This window comes from uncultured Algimonas sp., from assembly GCF_947498175.1.
Taxonomy (GTDB): domain Bacteria; phylum Pseudomonadota; class Alphaproteobacteria; order Caulobacterales; family Maricaulaceae; genus Litorimonas.
The window spans coordinates 17,786-36,218 of the sequence record NZ_CANMJB010000008.1 but is presented as its reverse complement, the minus strand read 5'-3'; the positions used below and the strand labels follow the sequence as shown (position 1 = coordinate 36,218).

At 63.3% G+C, this 18,433-nt stretch carries 19 protein-coding genes; 9 read left to right on the top strand and 10 right to left on the bottom strand.

Annotated elements, in window-relative coordinates; genetic code table 11:
- The 5 genes from Q0718_RS11260 to cmk all read right to left on the bottom strand — a co-directional run bounded on the left by Q0718_RS11260 (position 1) and on the right by cmk (position 4,413).
- Positions 1-786: a M48 family metallopeptidase gene (locus Q0718_RS11260; protein WP_298917836.1), complete on the bottom strand. Its 786-nt coding sequence runs from the start codon at positions 784-786 to the stop codon at positions 1-3.
- A 163-nt stretch (positions 787-949) separates the two neighbouring features.
- A complete protein-coding gene (mscL, locus tag Q0718_RS11255) occupies positions 950-1,372 on the bottom strand; it encodes a large conductance mechanosensitive channel protein MscL (RefSeq protein ID WP_298917833.1) in 423 nt (140 codons plus the stop codon).
- A gap of 89 nt (positions 1,373-1,461) precedes the next feature.
- The gene (locus Q0718_RS11250) at positions 1,462-1,764 is read right to left on the bottom strand and encodes an integration host factor subunit beta (protein WP_298917830.1); all 303 of its coding nucleotides are present in this window, start codon (positions 1,762-1,764) and stop codon (positions 1,462-1,464) included.
- Positions 1,765-1,930: 166 nt separating this feature from the next.
- The gene (gene rpsA / locus Q0718_RS11245) at positions 1,931-3,628 is read right to left on the bottom strand and encodes a 30S ribosomal protein S1 (RefSeq protein WP_366523881.1); all 1,698 of its coding nucleotides are present in this window, start codon (positions 3,626-3,628) and stop codon (positions 1,931-1,933) included.
- A 143-nt stretch (positions 3,629-3,771) separates the two neighbouring features.
- Complete coding sequence (gene cmk, locus Q0718_RS11240) at positions 3,772-4,413, bottom strand: (d)CMP kinase (protein ID WP_298917824.1); 642 nt, start codon at positions 4,411-4,413, stop codon at positions 3,772-3,774.
- 1,429 nt (positions 4,414-5,842) lie between these two features.
- Between cmk and yaaA the strand changes: the two genes are divergently transcribed.
- Together yaaA and Q0718_RS11230 are read left to right on the top strand one after the other, a co-directional pair.
- Positions 5,843-6,628 carry a peroxide stress protein YaaA gene (gene yaaA / locus Q0718_RS11235; protein ID WP_298917821.1) on the top strand — a complete coding sequence of 262 codons (786 nt, stop codon included), beginning with the start codon at positions 5,843-5,845 and terminating at the stop codon, positions 6,626-6,628.
- Positions 6,629-6,663: 35 nt separating this feature from the next.
- Positions 6,664-7,752 (top strand): YihY/virulence factor BrkB family protein, encoded by a 1,089-nt coding sequence (locus Q0718_RS11230; protein ID WP_298917818.1) that lies wholly within the window; start codon positions 6,664-6,666, stop codon positions 7,750-7,752.
- 4 nt (positions 7,753-7,756) lie between these two features.
- On the opposite strand, the gene Q0718_RS11225 is transcribed toward Q0718_RS11230, so the two are convergent.
- The gene (locus tag Q0718_RS11225; protein ID WP_298917816.1) at positions 7,757-8,437 is read right to left on the bottom strand and encodes an SOS response-associated peptidase; all 681 of its coding nucleotides are present in this window, start codon (positions 8,435-8,437) and stop codon (positions 7,757-7,759) included.
- Positions 8,438-8,483: 46 nt separating this feature from the next.
- Here Q0718_RS11225 and Q0718_RS11220 point away from each other — a divergent pair, with 46 nt between their 5' ends.
- From Q0718_RS11220 to Q0718_RS11210, 3 genes are read left to right on the top strand one after another with little or no spacing between them, the layout of a single operon-like run.
- Positions 8,484-8,936: an NUDIX hydrolase gene (locus Q0718_RS11220; protein WP_298917814.1), complete on the top strand. Its 453-nt coding sequence runs from the start codon at positions 8,484-8,486 to the stop codon at positions 8,934-8,936.
- A gap of 4 nt (positions 8,937-8,940) precedes the next feature.
- Positions 8,941-9,366 carry a TIGR02301 family protein gene (locus Q0718_RS11215; protein WP_298917811.1) on the top strand — a complete coding sequence of 142 codons (426 nt, stop codon included), beginning with the start codon at positions 8,941-8,943 and terminating at the stop codon, positions 9,364-9,366.
- Positions 9,366-9,776 carry an META domain-containing protein gene (locus Q0718_RS11210; protein ID WP_298917808.1) on the top strand — a complete coding sequence of 137 codons (411 nt, stop codon included), beginning with the start codon at positions 9,366-9,368 and terminating at the stop codon, positions 9,774-9,776. The genes Q0718_RS11215 and Q0718_RS11210 overlap by 1 nt, the downstream gene beginning before the upstream one ends.
- 102 nt (positions 9,777-9,878) lie before the next feature.
- Here Q0718_RS11210 and Q0718_RS11205 read toward each other — a convergent pair whose 3' ends face one another.
- Together Q0718_RS11205 and Q0718_RS11200 are read right to left on the bottom strand one after the other, a co-directional pair.
- On the bottom strand, positions 9,879-10,079 hold the full coding sequence (locus tag Q0718_RS11205; protein WP_298917966.1) for a helix-turn-helix transcriptional regulator: 201 nt from the start codon (positions 10,077-10,079) through the stop codon (positions 9,879-9,881).
- Between the two features lie 35 nt (positions 10,080-10,114).
- Positions 10,115-10,645 carry a DUF2975 domain-containing protein gene (locus Q0718_RS11200; protein WP_298917805.1) on the bottom strand — a complete coding sequence of 177 codons (531 nt, stop codon included), beginning with the start codon at positions 10,643-10,645 and terminating at the stop codon, positions 10,115-10,117.
- Between the two features lie 90 nt (positions 10,646-10,735).
- Between Q0718_RS11200 and Q0718_RS11195 the strand changes: the two genes are divergently transcribed.
- Positions 10,736-11,785, top strand: a complete 1,050-nt coding sequence (locus tag Q0718_RS11195) for an alpha/beta fold hydrolase (RefSeq protein WP_298917802.1) — start codon at positions 10,736-10,738, stop codon at positions 11,783-11,785.
- A gap of 287 nt (positions 11,786-12,072) precedes the next feature.
- On the opposite strand, the gene clpA is transcribed toward Q0718_RS11195, so the two are convergent.
- Positions 12,073-14,388 (bottom strand): ATP-dependent Clp protease ATP-binding subunit ClpA, encoded by a 2,316-nt coding sequence (gene clpA / locus Q0718_RS11190; protein WP_298917799.1) that lies wholly within the window; start codon positions 14,386-14,388, stop codon positions 12,073-12,075.
- A gap of 522 nt (positions 14,389-14,910) precedes the next feature.
- Complete coding sequence (gene clpS, locus Q0718_RS11185) at positions 14,911-15,309, bottom strand: ATP-dependent Clp protease adapter ClpS (RefSeq protein ID WP_298917796.1); 399 nt, start codon at positions 15,307-15,309, stop codon at positions 14,911-14,913.
- 204 nt (positions 15,310-15,513) lie between these two features.
- Between clpS and Q0718_RS11180 the strand changes: the two genes are divergently transcribed.
- Genes Q0718_RS11180 through Q0718_RS11170 form a run of 3 tightly spaced genes read left to right on the top strand, consistent with a single transcriptional unit; the run spans position 15,514 to position 18,268 of the window.
- The gene (locus tag Q0718_RS11180) at positions 15,514-16,662 is read left to right on the top strand and encodes a D-alanyl-D-alanine carboxypeptidase family protein (protein WP_298917794.1); all 1,149 of its coding nucleotides are present in this window, start codon (positions 15,514-15,516) and stop codon (positions 16,660-16,662) included.
- 50 nt (positions 16,663-16,712) lie between these two features.
- The gene (gene panC / locus Q0718_RS11175) at positions 16,713-17,600 is read left to right on the top strand and encodes a pantoate--beta-alanine ligase (RefSeq protein ID WP_298917791.1); all 888 of its coding nucleotides are present in this window, start codon (positions 16,713-16,715) and stop codon (positions 17,598-17,600) included.
- Positions 17,597-18,268: a glutathione S-transferase family protein gene (locus tag Q0718_RS11170; protein ID WP_298917788.1), complete on the top strand. Its 672-nt coding sequence runs from the start codon at positions 17,597-17,599 to the stop codon at positions 18,266-18,268. Before panC ends, Q0718_RS11170 begins: the two co-directional genes overlap by 4 nt.
- The last annotated feature ends 165 nt before the right edge of the window (positions 18,269-18,433 follow it).

Below are 18,433 nucleotides of genomic sequence, written 5' to 3'. Positions count from 1 at the left end.
CTATAGCGAAATGTCGCTGGGGCAGTTCCGATTGTAGATCTCGACGGCTTCGGGCATCCAGGTCTGGAAATCGCTGATGCGCGTTTCCGGCGATGGGTGGGTGCTCTGGAATTCGGGCGGGGTCGCGCCGCCGGCCGCCGCCATGCGTTCCCACAGGCGCGGCGCTTCGCGCGGATCGTAGCAGGCGCGCGCCATCAGGATCAGCCCGATATAATCGGCCTCGGACTCGTGCTTGCGCGAAAAGGGCAGCGCGTAGCCATACTGGCTGATGCCGCCGAACACCCCCATCACCATGCGCTGGGCTTCGTAGTCCATGCCGCCCGCACCCATGGCGACGCCCGCGCCGACGATGCGCTGCATGTTCTGCTGCGCCATACGCTCGGCGCCGTGATGGGCCAGGGCGTGGGCGACTTCGTGACCCATCACCACGGCCAGACCATCCTCGTTCTGGGCCACCGGGATCAGCCCGGTATAGACGGCGGTATATCCGCCCGGCAGCGCGAAGGCGTTGACCTGGTCGCTGTCGATCACATTGAACGCCCATTCGAAACCCGGGTCTTCGGCTTGCGCGGCGCGAGCGATGCGCGCGCCGATTTCCTGCACCACTTCGACGACGGGACCATCCGTCAGGACGTTGGAGTCGGACAGGATCTGCTGATAGCTCTGCAGGCCGAGCTGCATTTCCTGGTCCACGTTCATCGTGCGCAGCTGCTTGCGCTCCGTGAACGGCACGGTTTCCTGGTTCATGAAGTAGTAGATCGCCGCCCCGACGGCGAAGAGGATCATGACCGGCCAGCGGAACCCTCCGCCGCGGCGACGCACGGACCGCCCTCCGAGACCGGCGCGACCGAGTGGTGAACGACGATAGACCATGGAACCTCCGCAGGCGAAACTATGCCTAATATAGCGGACAGCGCCCCGAAAGTTCCCGATCGATCGGGACCGATCGCTACATCTTGGCGTTCTGACGGGCGAGCAGGTCGCGGATTTCGGCCAGAAGCACCTCGTTGGCGGGCGGCGCGGACGGCGCGGCCTCTTCCTTCTTCTTGGCCTTGTTCATGCCCTTGATGATCAGAAACATGACGAAAGCCACGATGACGAAAGTGATGAGCGACGTGAGGAACTGCCCCCAATTGATGATCCAACCCGGATCGATGACCGTCCCGTCGGCGGCGACCTCGGCTTCGCGCAGCACCATGCGCCATTCCGACAGGTCGATCCCGCCCATGACCGGCTGCAGCGCGGGCATGAACACGCCGTCGATGAAGTCCTTGGTCACTGTGGCGAAGGCCGAGCCCATGACGAAGCCCACGGCCATGTCCACCAGATTGCCCTCGACGGCGAACTGCTTGAATTCCGAAATCATACCCATGCGATAACCCTATGCAATGCGGGCCGGCCTGGCACCGCCCCGGCCGGACTATAAAACGGTGTGAACGGTTTGAAAGGCCGTCTCGACCCTCAGCAAGGCCCGTTGGCCTCGCGCGAGGCGTCGATGTTCTCGCGCAGATCCTTGCCGGTGCGGAAAAACGGCACATGCTTTTCCGGCACCGCGACCGGTTCGCCCGTACGCGGATTGCGTCCGGCGCGCGCCTGGCGATGACGAACGGAAAAGGCTCCGAAACCGCGCAGCTCGACCCGCGCGCCGCGTTCGAGCGTCTGCGTCACGGTTTCCAGGACCACGGCGACCACGCGTTCCATGTCCCGCCGCGTTAAATGCGGGTTTTCTTCATGGAGCTTGTCGATGAGCTCAGAGCGCAGCATGGCGCCGTGTAAACCGCGTCCGACCGCAACCCGTCAAGGACTAACCTGTCCTTGCGGTTAAAAAAAGCCCCGCCCGGAGCGATCCGGGCAGGGTTGAACCATCATAAGTCAATTCCAACCGCGATTGCGGCACGATTGTGGCGGCCAAGCCGCCCTTCAGGTCGCCTTAGTCTTGGTCCTTCAGGGCCGCACCCAGAATGTCGCCGAGCGACGCCCCGGAGTCCGAAGAGCCGTATTGTGCGACCGCTTCCTTCTCCTGGTTGATCTCCAGCGCCTTGATGGACAGGCCGTATTGGCGCGTCTTGCGGTCCACGCGGGTGATCATGGCGTCGACCTTGTCGCCGACGGCGAAGCGCTCGGGCCGCTGCTCGGAGCGGTCGCGCGACAGATCGCCCTTGCGGATGAAGGCCGCGACGAGATTGTCTTCTTCGCCGAAGCTGACGTCGAGACCGGCCGGCTGGACGTTGGTGACCGTGCAGGTCACGACATTGCCTTTTCCGAACGACTTGGCGCCCGCCGGCATGGTGTCGCGTTCCAGCTGCTTGAGGCCGAGGCTGATGCGCTCCTTCTCCACATCCACTTCGAGGATCTTGGCCTCGACCATGTCGCCCTTCTTGTAGTCCTTGAGGGCTTCCTCGCCGGACTTCTCCCAGGACAGGTCGGACAGGTGCGCCATGCCGTCGATATCGTCCTCCAGCCCGATGAACAGGCCGAATTCGGTGACGGATTTGACTTCGCCGGAGATCGTGCTGCCGACCGGGAAACGGTCGGTGAAGCTGTCCCACGGGTTCGCCTGGACCTGCTTGAGGCCGAGCGAGATGCGGCGCTTCTCTTCGTCCACGTCGAGGATCTCGACTTCCACTTCCTGGGAGGTGGAGACGATCTTGCCGGGATGGACGTTCTTCTTGGTCCAGGACATCTCCGAGACGTGGACCAAGCCTTCGACGCCCTCTTCCAGCTCGATGAACGCCCCGTAGTCGGCGATGTTCGTGACGCGGCCCGTATGGCGTGTGCCGGGCGTGTATTTCGCGGCGGCCGCGTTCCACGGATCGTCCTGCAGCTGCTTCATGCCGAGGCTGATGCGCTGGGTTTCCGGGTTGATGCGGATGACCTTGACCTGAACCGTGTCGCCGACATTGAGCACCTGGCTCGGATGGGACACGCGGCGCCAGCTCATGTCGGTGACGTGCAGCAGACCGTCGATACCGCCGAGATCGACGAACGCGCCGTAGTCGGTGATGTTCTTGACCACGCCTTCGCGGACTTCGCCTTCTTGCAGCTGGGCGACCAGTTCGGCGCGCTGTTCGGCGCGGCTCTCTTCCAGGATGGCCCGGCGGGACACGACGATGTTGCCGCGGCTCTTGTCCATCTTGAGGATCTGGAACGGCTGTTCCGTGCCCATGAGGGGGCCGATGTCGCGCACGGGGCGGATGTCCACCTGGGAGCCGGGCAGGAAGGCGTTGATCCCGCCGAGATCGACGGTGAAGCCGCCCTTGACGCGGCCGACGATCGTGCCTTTGACGGGCTCTTCGTCCTCGTGGAACTTGGCCATCTTGACCCAGCTCTCCTCGCGGCGCGCCTTGTCGCGGGACAGGACGGCCTGGCCCAATGCGTTCTCGATGCGTTCGAGGAAGACCTCGACCGTGTCGCCGACCTTCAGCTGGTTGTCCGATCCGGGTTCGTAGAATTCGCGCAGTTCGATGCGGCCTTCGGTCTTCAGGCCGATATCGACGATGGCCATGTCTTTTTCGATGCCGGTGACGATGCCCTCGACGACCTTGCCTTCGCGCATGGGGGACGCCTCGACCGAGGCTTCGAACATTGCGGCGAAATCGTCCGTGGACGGGTTGAATGTTTCATCCATCATAATGTGTAGAGTTCCAAAAAGGGTCTTGTGCCAACGGGTCCGTTCGCCCGCGGTCTTCTCTTGCGCCTGTGACGAAAGAGCGGATTGAAAAGATCACGAGGGTGAAAAGGCGGCGGGTTTGGAGAGCCCGGCGGCGGTTTTCACGCAGTCGCGTTCACCACGGCATCGATCACATCGCACGCCGCACTGACGGCGGCGTCTATAGAGAGCTTGCTCGTATCCAGCAAGTGCGCATCCGCAGCGGGTTTGAGCGGCGCCGTCGCCCGGCTCATGTCGCGATCGTCGCGCTCGCGCAGCGCCGCCAGCACGCCTTCGACGGTCACGTCCTCGCCGTAGCCTTTCAGCTCCTCGAAGCGCCGACGCGCCCGCACTTCGGCCGCCGCGTCCACGAACAGCTTCACATCCGCGTCCGGACAGACGACCGTACCGATGTCGCGCCCGTCCAGCACCGCGCCGCGCGCCGCGACCTTGCGCTGATAGTCCAGCAAGGCGGCGCGCACCGGCGGATGCACGCTGACCTTCGAGGCCGCCGACCCCATGCCGCCGCTCTTCAGATACGGATCGTCCAGCGTGTCCGCATCGATCCGGCGCGCCACCTGCGCCGCGCGCTCCGCATCCTCCAGCGACCCGCCTTCGGCCAGCAGATCCCGCGCCACCGCCCGGTAGAGCTTGCCCGTGTCCAGATGCGCCAACCCATAGCGCCCCGCCACCCGCCGCGCCAACGTCCCCTTCCCGGACGCGAACGTCCCGTCGATGGCGATGATCAGCGCAGACCCATTCATGACGCGCGGCTCTAGGGAAGCGAACCCCCCCCGTCCAGCCCCAGGCCTTGGATTGCCGGTCAACACCGGTCCCACGGACGCGCGCGGAGCGCAGCGCGAGCCCATGAACGTCCGCCTGACGCCGGGCTTTTTCGTCTGTCCCCCTCCGCCCCTTCGGGGCACCTCCCCCTCGCGGGGGAGGAACTCAGGGTCGGGCTGGCTTCTCGCTTCCGTTCCTCCCCCGCGAGGGGGAGGTGGCCGGAGCATAGCGTAGGTCGGAGGGGGACCCGTTGAAGAAGCCCGCCGCAGGCGGCCCATCCTGCCCTGCCTTGCAACCTGTCGTAGACCCATCCTCGTTATAGCGCTCTTGCGCGCCGGAAAGTTCACCGCCCTTTCAACCTCTTCCACGATTTCTGCATGAATTATATCTTCGCAAACCCCTTTTGCCCGTAATTTCATACCCGTTCGCTGCAAGACACGAGGAGGGGCCTAACCCTCGGTGCGGCGGGCAGGAGCGAGGGCTCGGTGGTGTGAGCGGGGATCCTTCCGCCGCACAAGGACTGTGAAGAGCAGTCCGCGGGTCCTTTCCGGGAGAGCCGACGCCAGGGTCTGACAAACCCCGGTGCAATCGTAGCCCCGGAGAGGACCGCGCACCGCCGGGTGGAGGGGTCGGCCGACCTACGCAGCGGCCGATCGCCTCCGATGTCTCGTCCCGACGTGTGGCTGGTCCCTGGGCTCCGCGCGCGCTTGAGATCCCCGCCTCGCCAGGTTCGGCGGTCGGGGGGAGGCCGTGGATCTCAGGGGTGGGCCGCACGCCGGGCGGCGATGTCGGGCCGGACTCCTCGCGCGGGCCCTGCCTTCGTGAAAATGGTTCTTGTTTTCCCTTCCCCGTCACGGGGCAGGGCCCGCGCCTCGTGTCGCCTTCGCGGCACAAACGCAACCCCGCCGTGGCCCCGATGCCCGGTCGCACGATGACACTCGCCTGAAGATCAATCAGCCCCCCTACCCCGGACAGGAACACGCTCGCGCGGTCCCGTGGGGTCCACTGCCCGACCCTTGCAGCCAGACGAGACGGTGGGAGATGGATCCCGGATCGAGTCCGGGATGAGGGATAAAGGAGGCAGAGACAGAGAGCGAAGAGGGAGCTCGGGATGAGGCATGAAGGAAACGACGTTCACGGCACTCATCGACAGGGTCTGGCGTCGGCCGGGCTCTCAAGAGCGGATAGGACACGCGCCCTCGTCTTGTAAGCGCTGACGATGGCAGACTCGGGCAGTGAAAGCCGGGGTCGGAGCGACGGGTCGGGAGTGGAGGCCGGAATGCCACGCGACACCGGCCCAAGCCCCACCCCTTGACTTCCCCGCCCCGCCCTGCGACCGCTTCGCAGACCCACGCGGACAAGCCCCAGAAAATGGTTTTCGAGGCGGCTCGCTGTTATGAGGAGAGATCGATGATCACCCTGCTATCCCCCGCCAAGAAACTGAACATGGACGCCTATGACGGGCCTGTCGCCGTGACGCGGCCGCGCCTGCTGGACGACACAAAGTCGCTTGCCGCGACCGCCAAGCAGAAGAGCCTCGGCGATCTGAAGCGCCTGATGCACCTGTCGGACAATCTGGCGCAGCTGAATGCGGACCGGTTCGACCGGTTCGATCCGGACGGCGAGGCGGACGGAATGAAACCCGCTGTCCTCGCCTTCGACGGGGACGTCTATTGGGGGCTGGAGGCAAAGAGCCTGTCCGATGACGATCTGAACTATGCGCAGGACCATCTGCGCATTCTGTCGGGGCTCTACGGCCTGCTGCGTCCTATGGACGCGATCCAGCCCTACCGGCTGGAAATGGGTACGCGCATGGCGAATGCGCGCGGCGCGACCCTCTATGAGTTCTGGGACGACCGGATCGCGGATCAGTTGCGCGACGACGTGGACGGGCACGACGATCCGACCGTCCTGAACCTGGCGTCCAACGAATATTTCAAGGCGGTCCGCGCCAAGTCGCTCGGTCTGCCGGTGCTCAGCGTCAAGTTCCTTGAAGAAAAGGACGGCAAGGCCCGGCCGATCCAGTACTACACCAAGTTCGGGCGCGGTCTGTTCGCGCGCTGGGTGGTGGAAAACCGCATCGACCGGGCGGAAGGTCTGCGGGATTTCGATGCGGGCGGATACGAATTGTCCGAAGACCGGTCGTCGGCGGCCGAGTTGGTGTTCGAACGCCCGCAACCGCCCAAGAAATCCTAAGCCGCAGGTCCGGACCCGATCGGAAACCGCCCGCCATGAGCATTGCGTCCCTCGACTTCGTCCAGCGCGACGTGAAGACACCGTTCGGCTTCACCCTGCGCGAATACGGCCAGATCGCCGCGCGCGTCTTCGTCCAGGTCAACAAGGACAATGTGCCGGTCGTGGCGGCGGGCGTGGCCTTCTTCGCCCTGCTGTCGATCTTCCCGCTGATCTCCGCCTCGCTGTCGATCTACGGCTATTTCGCGGACCTGACGGACGTTCGCGGCATGGCCAACTTCCTGCAACCGCTCATGCCCAAAAGCGCCTGGATCATCATCTCGGACCAGATCGCCTCGGTCATCAGCGCCCCGGACCGCGATCTGTCGATGCGCATCCTGCTGTCGCTGATCTTCGCCTTCTGGACGGCCGGGGCCGGCATCCGCGCCATATTGCGCGCGATGAACGTGGCCTATGGCGAGGACGAAAAGCGCAGCATCCTGGTCTTCTATCTGACCGCGTTCGGCATGACGCTGGGGCTGTTCGCCTTCATCTACGTCTCGCTGATGGTCATCATCGGCGTTCCGGCGATGCTGGCCTTCCTGAACCTGGACGACACGGCCCGGATCCTGTCAGGCTGGCTGCCCTGGATGCTGCTGCTGATCGTGTTCATGCTGGGGGCGGGTATCGTCTATCGGTTCGGCCCGTCGCGCAGGCCGCCGCGCAAGCGCTGGGTCGTGCCGGGCGTGCTGTTCACGACGATCACCTGGCTGGCGCTGTCCTGGGGGTTCGGCGTCTTCGTGCGCAATTTCGGCCAGTACGAAACGACCTATGGCGGCATCTCCGCCGTCATCGTCCTGCTGCTCTGGTTCTGGCTGACGGCCATGACCGTGATCATCGGGGCGGAGCTGAACGCCGAAATGGAACGCCAGACCATCGCCGACACGACACGCGGCCCCTTCCGGCCCGTCGGATTGCGCCAAGCGCGCATGGCGGATTTCCTGACCCTGGCGATGCGGCGGATGTTTCCGGGGCGCTTTCCCGAAGCGCCCAGCCTGACGGACCAGGTCAAGCCGGTCGACCCTAGCGCCCCCGACGCGCCCGCCGACGACATCAACCCGCCCAAGCGCGAAGCGAAGAACCCGTGAGCGCTCAGGCGAGTGGCGCGATCAGCTCCGCGCCCCGCGACCGGCTGTTGCCCACGGCCCGGCCGACTTCCCAGAAGATCAGGTCCTCCGCGTCCAGCCGCGTCTCGGCCAGCAGATCCGGATTCGCCTCCGGATCGAGCCAGTCGCTCCAATAGTCCTCGGGCAAGCGCACCGGCATGCGGTGGTGCAGCCGTTGCAGCGGGCCGTCCGAGTCGGTCGTCAGGATGGTGCAGGACAAAAGCTCGATGCCTTCGTCCACGCGCCATCGATCCCACAGCCCGGCAAAGGCGAAGATCCCGCCTTCCTCCGGCTTGATGCACCAGGGGATCTTGCCGCCTTGTTCGCCGGTCCATTCATACCAGTGGGTCGCCGGGATCAACGCGCGGCGGCGTTTCCACGGCGTGCGGAAGGACGGCTTCGTTCCGGCCGTTTCCAGGCGCGCGTTGAAGAGCGGGCCGTACTTGCTGTCCTGGGGGTTGTCCTTGCTCCAATGGGGGTGCAGGCCCCAGCGCATCGGCACGATCTTGGTCCGCCTTTCGCCGTCATGGGCGATGACCGGCACGGTGCGGGTCGGCGCGATATTGTAATCGGGCTCCCAGTCCCACGCGCCCTCGCTGCCGTCTTCGGCATCGAACCGCTCGGCCACGTCCTCGAGCTCGGCATCCAGAACGTAACGTCCGCACATGACATCGGCGCTAGCACAGGGCAGAGGGAACGCAATGACGGACGATATGAAAGAGCGCAGGATCATGCGCGTGGATTGTGTCGGCGTGGTCTGCCTGCGAGGGGACGACGTGCTGCTGATCCGCCGGGCCAATCCGCCGCACGCGGGCGAATGGTCCCTGCCCGGAGGTCGGATCGACCCTGGCGAAAGCGAAGCCGAAGCGGCCTTGCGCGAACTGGCCGAGGAGACGGGAGTGGCGGCCGACCTCGGCCCGAAGATCGCGACCATCGATGCGGATTTCGAAGGCGTCGCCTACCGCCTGCACGACTACGCGGCGACATGGCGCGGCGGTCAGCCTCGCGGCGCGGACGATGCGCTGGAGGCGCGTTTCGTGCCTGTGGCCGACATCGCCGCGCTGAACATGTGGCCGAAGACGGACGTCGTCATTCGCGAGGCTCATGCGGCCATGCAGCATGCTGAAATCCGCGCTCGCCCTGCGCAGGCGGACAGGCTAGCCTGAGGCGATGCGCGTCCTGCTCGCCATATTCGCCCTGCTGCTGCCGTCCACAGTGATGGCCCAGACCGCCGCGGAGCGCTCCGCGGCGCGCGAGGCGGCCGAGCGGCGTATCGAGGCCGACATGGTCAAAATGACCAGCCTGGTCGAGGCCTTGGCACGCAATCTGGGGCAGATGCACTATTTGCGCACGCTCTGCTTCGGCGACGGCGACCAGCAATGGCGCACCTATATGACGCGCATGATGTATGTCGAAGCGCCCGGCGATGCCGGACAGCAGCGCGCCCTGACCCAGGCCTTCAATGCCGGCTACTATCTGGAACAGTCGCGCCATGCCGTCTGCGACCAGTCCGTCAGCGTCGATGTCGCCGCGCTGGCCGAAAACGGCCGCTCCATCGCCCGCATGCTGGGCGATCCGTACCGGGAGGTGAACTGATGATCGGACGCGTCGTTGGCTCGCTGGTCGTGATGGCCGCACTCGCCGCCTGCCAGAAGGCGCTCAGCCACGCCACAAGCCGCCCGCTGGCCAGCTTGGCCGGGACCGAATGGGGTCCGATGGACAGGGAGGGCGATCGGTTCGTCGCTTTCAAGGCCGACGGCGAGGTCGTCGGGTCCGGCGGCTGCAACGATTTCTTCGGCAATTTCCACCAGAGCGGCCGCGTCGTCACCTTCGGCCCGCTGGCCAGCACCAAGAAGGCCTGTCCTGCACCCCTCATGCAGGCCGAACGGGATTTCCTAGACCTGCTCTCCCGCGTCCGCGCCGCCGAAGCGACGTGGAAGGAGCTGACCCTGTTTGGGGAAGACGGGGACGTGCTCGCGGTGATGCGGCGGCGGGATTGGGATTAGGGAGCCAGGGTTGCAAGCTGTACGTTAAAGGAAGGTCTATCGTTACACTCGTTCTATGTACAAAGACTAATGGGGACGACCGAGTCGCAGGGATTACAAACACTAATCACAGATGGCCTCATCTTCGCAGAATTCTATATCGATGATGTCGCCCGGCTTGCACTCTAGAAACTCGCAAATCTTTGCGAGTGTTGCGAACCGAATGCCTTTGGCCTTGCCCAGCTTGATGATCGACAGGTTCTGTTCGGTGATACCGATGTAGCGTGCGAGGTCCTTGGACTTGACCTTGCGACGCGCCAACATGACGTCGAGCCGAATGACGATGTTCGTTTCCGGCACTAGAAAATCAGCCGCAGATCTTCGGTCTGCATCTTGGCTTCTTTCAATACCAAAGCGAGCGCGTAGAGAAGCAGACCCGCGAACACGGCCATGAGAGCACCTCCCGTCACATTGATCGTGAGCGCAACGTCCGGCTTTGCATCCAGAACCTCCAGACCGGCGGCATATACCCCGACACCGATCTTGTTCAGTCCGCTCGCGGCCACCGAGAGGCTGAGGCACCGTAGATCCGCGACGGTGTGGCGTGTGAAAATGCGCCCATGCGCGAAATGCCCGAAAAGCCGAAACAGGAAAACGAAGGCTGCGAGCGCACTCAGGTGATAGGGCAAATAGGTAAGACGGTCTTTGGCTCCGCCGAATGTCGAGGCGTCTATGGCCGCAGCCTCTGTATCACTCAGGGCAATCGAGATGTCGCCGACGACCGTGATCAGGATGAAAATACAGATCGCCAAAATTGCGACACCTTGGACGGCTCGCGCGACAATGCGGATCGATCTCGTGTTTTCACTAGACTGAGGATCAGGAATCATCGTAAAACAATCATTGCTAGTTGTTTTATGATGATAACGCAAAGATCTGCGGACGTCTAGGACCGAGGAAATCTCATGATAACAAGATTGGTGACCCTCTTTCTGATTGGATGCCTGACCGCATGCAACGCGGCCTTATCCGGTAGAACCGATCTGCCACAAGCGCAGGAGAAGCCTTCCGACCAACCGGTCCGAATTGCAACGACACCTTTGGGCGTCAGTGATTTTGAGCGGTTGGACCTGACTTTCGGCTCAGCGCAATACGCCGCCTATCTTCGCAGAGGCCGCAACGGCGCACCGCTGCTCGTCATGATTCAGGGATCGGGATGCGAGCCAGTGTTCTCGAATCTGGGAGATGGTCGGTATTCAGGGACGGCAGGGCAGGATGTTGTCGCAAGCTTGTCAGGTGAACGACATCATGTGCTGATCGTGGAGAAGCCCCATGCCGGTCAGTCCGATGGAGGGGAGCAAGGTGACTGCTCCGAGGCTTTCAGACGTCAGCATAGCTTGGAAAACTGGACACATACGGTCGATCTGGTTTCGTCTGCCGTGCACGATGAGCTTCAAGCGCTCGCAGGTATTCGCGTGATTGGCTTGTCCGAAGGGGCCATTGTCGCCGCGCATCTCGCGGCTTCGCAAACAGCGGTTTCCCATGTCGCGTTCATATCCGGTCATGGGTGTCATCAACTCGATGACATGCTGGTGCGAGCGCGGCGTGACTGGCTTCTGGAAAATCAAGATGCCGGGACTGACGCGAAACAAGAGGGTGTCGCAGAGACGCTCAGGCAGAGCGAATCCGATTTGCGGCGCATATTCGCCAGCCCAGAAGACAGCACCACAAACATCTGGGGGCAGACGCCGCTTTTCTGGTCGACTTTCGGCATGGCGTGCCCGGCCACTGACCTTGCGGCGTCCGATGCCGACGTCTTCATCGCCTATGGGACGCAGGATGAGCAGATCACGGCTGACGGGCTGGAGGAAATCGTTACGCGACGGATTGTTGCCGGCAAGGATGTGACGACCCATCGCGTCGTTGGCGGATCGCACGTTCTATCGGTCGAAGGCGACGAGAACCCCTATGCGCGTTTGATCGAAACATTCCGCCTAGCCTTGGACTGGATGGACCCGAAGCCACTTTGACGGCTGGGTTACGATTATTGTCCATTAGCCGGTCGCTCAATGGACAAAAGCACCAAAGAGACAACCATGCATAGCGGCTGAAACTCTTTGTCTCACTAGACCCGTGCGCAATCATTATCAGTGGAGGGGTGTTAAACGTTGCAAGTCGTGGACTTTGAATGCTGTGCCCATACCTTCATGCTGAAATGAAAAGACCGCCCTGAAGGGCGGTCTCTCTCTCCCGGTCGCTTGAGCTCACGGCGTTAGGCTGTTTTCTCCGCTAGCGAAAAGTCGCCTGCGGCGACTGCCTACGCATCTTCCTTCGGCGTCTCCGAAGACCCTTCGTCCTCGGGCGCCTTGGGCTTGGGCGCGGGGACGAATTTGAAGGTCAGGCCGTCCTCGTCCTTCTTGCGGCTGACGCCGACCTTGACCAGGCCGCCATATTTCAGCTTGCCGAACAGGATCTCGTCGGCCAGCGGCTTCTTGACATATTCCTGAATCGTGCGGCCCAAGGGTCGCGCGCCGTAGCGCTTGTCGTAGCCCTTCTCGGCGATCCAGTCGTTCGCGCCCTTGGTCAGTTCGAACTCGATCTTGCGGTCGGCCAGTTGGGCTTCCAGCTGGATGACGAACTTGTCCACGACGCGGGCGATGTGCTCCTTGGACAGCGGGGCGAACATGACCACGGCGTCGAGGCGGTTGCGGAATTCCGGCGTGAAGCGGCGTTTGATCGCCTCGTCCTGCTCGTCATCCTTGAGACCGCGCCCGAAGCCGATCCCAGCCTTGGCCGCGTCCGCCGCGCCCGCATTGGTCGTCATGATGATGATGACGTTGCGGAAGTCGACCTTGCGACCATTGGAGTCGGTCAGGAAGCCATTATCCATCACCTGCAACAGGATGTTGTAGATATCCGGATGCGCCTTCTCGATCTCGTCGAGCAGCAGCACGCAATGCGGGTTCTGATTGACCGCGTCGGTGAGCAGTCCGCCCTGGTCGTAGCCGACATAGCCCGGAGGCGCACCGATCAGGCGCGACACGGTATGACGCTCCATATATTCTGACATGTCGAAGCGCAGCAGTTCCAGGCCTTGCGTCATGGCGAGCTGGCGCGCGACCTCGGTCTTGCCGACGCCGGTCGGGCCGGCGAACAGGTAGGAGCCGATCGGCTTGTTCGGTTCGCGCAGGCCGGCCCGCGCCAGTTTGACGGCGGCGGCGACCTGTTCGATGGCCGTGTCCTGGCCGAACACCATGCGCTTGAGGTCCTGCTCGAGCGACGCCAATGCCTTCTCGTCGTCGCGCGAAATGCTCTTGGGCGGGATGCGCGCGATCTTGGACACGACGGCCTCGATCTCCTTGTTGCCGATCACGGTCTTGCGCTCGTCTTCCGGAACCAGCTTGGTCCGGGCGCCGGCCTCGTCGATGATATCGATCGCCTTGTCGGGCAGCTTGCGGTCGGTGATGTGGCGCACAGCCAGCTGCACGGCGGACTCGATCGCTTCGGGCGTATACTCGACCTTGTGAAACTCCTCGAAATAGGACTTCAGCCCTTGCAGGATCTTCACCGCGTCATCGGATGTCGGCTCGGACACGTCGATCTTCAGGAAGCGCCGGGACAGGGCCCGGTCCTTCTCGAAATGCTGGCGGTATTCCTTGTAGGTCGTCGAGCCCATGCAGCGCAGTTTGCCGGACTGCAGAGCAGGCTTTAGCAGATTGGACGCATCCATCGCGCCGCCACTTGTCGCGCCCGCGCCGATGATGGTGTGGATCTCGTCGATGAACAGAACCGCGCCCGGCGTGTCCTGCAACTTCGTCACCACGGCCTTGAGCCGTTCCTCGAAGTCGCCCCGGTAACGGGTGCCCGCCAACAGCGCGCCCATGTCGAGCGAGTAAATGGTGGCGTCCTGCAGCACTTCGGGCACGTCCTCGTTGACGATCCGCCGGGCGATGCCTTCGGCAATGGCCGTCTTGCCCACGCCCGGATCGCCCACCAAAAGCGGGTTGTTCTTGCGGCGGCGGCTCAGCACCATGATGCAGCGTTCGACTTCGTCGGCCCGGCCGATCAGCGGATCGATATCGCCTTCGCGGGCCTTCTGGTTCAGATTGACCGTGTATTCGGATAGCGGGTCCTTGCCTTGTCCGTCTTCCACGTCGTCGCCGGCACCCGTGGGCGGCTTGGGCACGGACGCGCCGTTCTTGGCGATGCCGTGGCTGATGTAATTGACCGCGTCGTAGCGCGTCATGTCCCGCTCCTGCAGGAAATAGACGGCGTGGCTTTCGCGTTCGGCGAACAACGCGACGAGCGCATTGGCCCCCGTCACTTCCTCGCGGCCCGACGACTGGACATGGATGACGGCGCGCTGGATCACACGGTGGAACCCCGCGGTCGGGCGGGCTTCCTCGAAGTCCTCGACTGTCAGCGAGGCCAGATCCTCGTCGAGATAGCGCGTCACATCCTGACGCAGGGGTTCGATATCGACACTGCACGCCGTGATGACGGCGGCGGCGTCCTGATCATCCAACAACGCGAGCAGCAGATGCTCAAGCGTCGCCAACTCGTGTTTACGGTCGCTGGCGAGCGTCAGGGCGCGATGGATGGTTTCTTCCAAGACTGGGGAGAATGATGCCATGATTATGGGTCCTTTCAGCTATCCGATTTGGGTAGTCCGGAATCGGTTTGCAATGCGGCGAGCTGGGCAAGGGGCGCACATAAATGTGAATGCGCCTTCCACATCATACTGGCGCAAGAAACGACGGCGAAAGGAATGGTTTTCATACATCCTCCCTGCCCTTTCGGGCTATCGCCCGGCCTTGCCACCGGAGTGCCACAAAGGCGAAAACGGCCGCATGAACGAAGAAGTCTCTCCCGATCGGTTTCAAAGTGCCCAAGAATGAGCTGGCAATGAATGCGAGCATGAGCACAATCACAATGCGACTAGCATGGGCCTTGATAACCCACGACCCGTAATGCTGATAGATGCGCAGCAGGGCAAGGCCCGCCCCGAGTCCAGTGCCGGATAAAAATGTCGTCCAGACAGACAGCCCGGTCAGCAGATAGTCACGGATGAAAAGGCACAGGATAGCGACAAGCGAGACTTCCAAACACCCGCGCAGGAGGGAGTCCCGTTCAACGGGCGAAAGAGCCCTACCGATCACGCCTTCTCCAACGTGCATTGGAGTGGGTGCTGGTTGCGTTTCGCCGCATCCATGACCTGCGCGACCTTGGTCTCGGCGACTTCGAACGTGTAGACACCGCAGGTGCCAATGCCTGTCTGATGGACGTCCAGCATGATGGTCGTGGCTTCTTCCTGCGTTTTCTTGAAGATGCCCATCAGGATGGAGACGACGAATTCCATGGGCGTGTAGTCGTCATTCATCAGCAGAACGCGGTACATGGACGGCTTCTTGGTCTTTTCGCGGACCTTGGTGGCGACGCCGCGTTCCGTCTCGTCGCCTGGAAGCTTGGGCGACGGACCGTTATCGCCGGGACCGTCCGGGCCGGAGGCAAGCAGAGGATGAAGAGGGGATGCGGTGATAACGTCGTCGTTCATGCTGACCCAATCTAAGTGGCATCGCCGCGCTTGAACAGCCCTCGGGCGCATTCGGTGCACAATGCGGTGTGAATGACCATATTCCGGTCCTACCGTCCCGGTCCTGTTGCGCGCGGATGTGGGTTCACGGGGATCACGATGCAAGTCGGTCGGCGTTAACGCCCATTAACCAAGGTCTAACCGATGGCACGCTAGAGGGCGGCCATGCGGTTCCTCCATCTCATCCTGCTCCTTCTGTTTTGTCCCGTCGCGCTATTTTGGCCCGTTGCAGGGGCGGCGCAGGATCGATACGCGTCGATCATCGTCGATGCGGACACGCTGGACATCTTGCACGCACGCCAGATCGATGCGCCGCGTTTCCCCGCCAGCCTGACCAAGATCATGACGCTGCACGTCGCCTTCGATGCGGTCGAACGCGGCGAGATCGCATTGGACACGCCCGTTACGATCACGACACACGCCGCAGCCACGCCCCCCGTGAAAATGGGATTGAAGGCCGGCCGTACCGTCGCCCTGAATACGTTGATCCAGGCCGTTGCCGTGCGCAGCGCCAACGATGCGGCCGCCGCCATCGCCGAAGGGGTGGCCGGGTCCGAAGCGGCCTTCGTGGCGCGGATGAACGAGACGGCGGCGCGGCTGGGCATGCGCGGCACGGTGTTCCGCAATCCGCACGGCCTGCCGAATCCGGAACAGCGCAGCACGGCGCGCGACATTGCCAAACTGGCCCAAGCGACGCTGAGCCGCTTTCCACAGCATTACCATTATTTCGGGCAGGAGAGTTTTTCCGGAAAGCGCAACACGAACGCATTGCTGCGTTCGCGCGCCGATGTTGACGGGTTCAAGACGGGCTTTACGCGTGCGTCGGGCTACAATCTCGTCATCAGTGCGGTCCGTGACGAACGACGCCTCATCGCCGTGGTCATGGGCGGGGCATCCAGCGCGTCACGCAACAGCCATATGTCCGATCTTGTCGATCGCGGTTTCGCCGTGATGGGCCAACTCGATAGGCCCGATCTGGCCGGCGCGCCCGCCAGGGCGCTTGACGCAGCGCCCCGCATGATCGCGGCGCGCGCCGAAACCACGAGCCTCGGCGAAACCGCGCCGTGGGCGCTGCAGATCGACGGGTTCGAAAGCTCCGCCGAAGCGGCCATCCTGGCGGACACGCTGGTCCGCAATGCGGGGAGCGGGACCGTCGGTGCGCGCAGCCGAGAGCGCGACGGACGAACCGTCCATAGCGTCCGTGTCGAAGCGCTCGACCAGGCGACGGCCCGCACCCTTTGCGCCCGCCACGGCGAAATGCTGCGGATCACTCCGCGCCGATGCAAGGTTTTATCCGTCGCCGAACCCGGTTAGAGGGCGGCGTCCAATCCCGGATATCGAAACCAGCCAAGATCACCCTGCCGATGACTGCCACGCCGCCGATCGTGACGACCCTGAATGCCTTGCGCGCCGAAATGGCCGAACTGTCCGGAAACGGGCTCAGAACGGCTTTGGTGCCGACCATGGGCGCACTGCATGAAGGGCACCTGTCGCTAGTGCGGCTGGCGCGAGAGACGGCCGACCGGACGATCGTATCGATCTTCGTCAATCCGGCGCAGTTCGCTCCTGGCGAGGATTACGAGGCCTATCCACGGGACATCACACGCGACACGGCTTTATTGGCCGAGGCGGGAGTCGATCTGATCTACGTGCCCCCGACGGACGCCATGTACGAACCCGATCACAGCACGCGCATCGTCGTCGGCGGGGTCGGCGACGGGCTGGAAACCGATCACCGTCCGACGTTCTTCCACGGGGTTGCGCTCGTCGTGGCGAAACTGCTCAACCGCGTCCGACCGGATATGACCGTATTCGGCGAGAAGGATTACCAGCAGCTGGCCGTGATCCGTCGCATGGTGCGCGATCTGGACATGCCGGTCGACATCGTCGGCGCGCCCATCGCGCGCGACGCGCACGGTCTGGCCCTATCGTCGCGCAACCGTTATTTCGATGCGGACGGCATTACCGTGGCGCGGGCGTTGAACCATGCGATGTTCGGCGCGAAGGACGCGCTGGAAAGTGGCGGCGACATTGCGGCGATATTGGAGAACGCCCGGCAAGAGCTGACCGACCGCGGTTTCGACAGCGTGGACTATGTCAGCCTGGCCGATGCGGAGACGCTCCAACCGCATCCGTCCGGACCCTTGCCGCCGCGACCGTTGCGCTTGCTGATCGCCGCCCATTGCCGCGGAGTCCGCCTGATCGACAATTGCGCAGTCCAACCGCCTGCCTTACCGGGAACCCCGTCATGATCACGCTGCACCATCTTGAAAACTCCCAATCCATCCGCATCCTCTGGCTGCTCGAAGAGCTGGGCGGCGATTACGGGTTCAAGATGTATGACCGCGATCCGGAAACGATGCTGGCGCCCGACGATTACAAGGCGATCTCGCCGCTGGGCACGGCGCCCGTCATCATAGACGGCGACATAACCCTGGCCGAAAGCAACGCCATCATCGACTACGTCCTCGACCGGACGGACGGGCACGATCTGCGCCCCGGCCCGGATGACCCCGACCGGGCGCAATATCTGTTCTGGTTCCATGCCGCCCAGGGCAGCTACCAATCGCTGCAGACCGGGCGTTTCGTCAACAGCTTGGCCGTGGACCGCTCGCCGCGCCTGGTCCGCGCGATCATCCGCAAGGTCATGGAGACGTTGGACAGCGCCTTCTACGGCCCCCGTTTGGAAGCCGTGATGACGAAAATGGAAGGCGATCTGTCGCGCCATCCCTTCCTGGCGGGAGAGCGCTTCACGGCGGCCGATATCGCCTTTGGCTACACGCTGCAGATGGCGGCGATGCGCGGCAGCCTGGCCGAGCCCTATCCGCACACGCAGGCCTATGTCGAGCGGATGGAAGCCCGCCCGGCTTGGCAGGCCGCCCTCGCGCGCGACGGCAAATTCAAGGGCATCCCCGTTTAAGGAGCCTTAAGGGTTTTTCCGCGAAGCCCGCCACAGAAACGGCGCATATGCCGTGAACCCTTGCCAGACCCGTCAGCGGCATTAACGGGAAGCAAGATTGGAGAGTCGGACGAACCCCTCCGCCCGGCCCGCAGCACGAACAGGACATCCCCACTCCTATGCGAC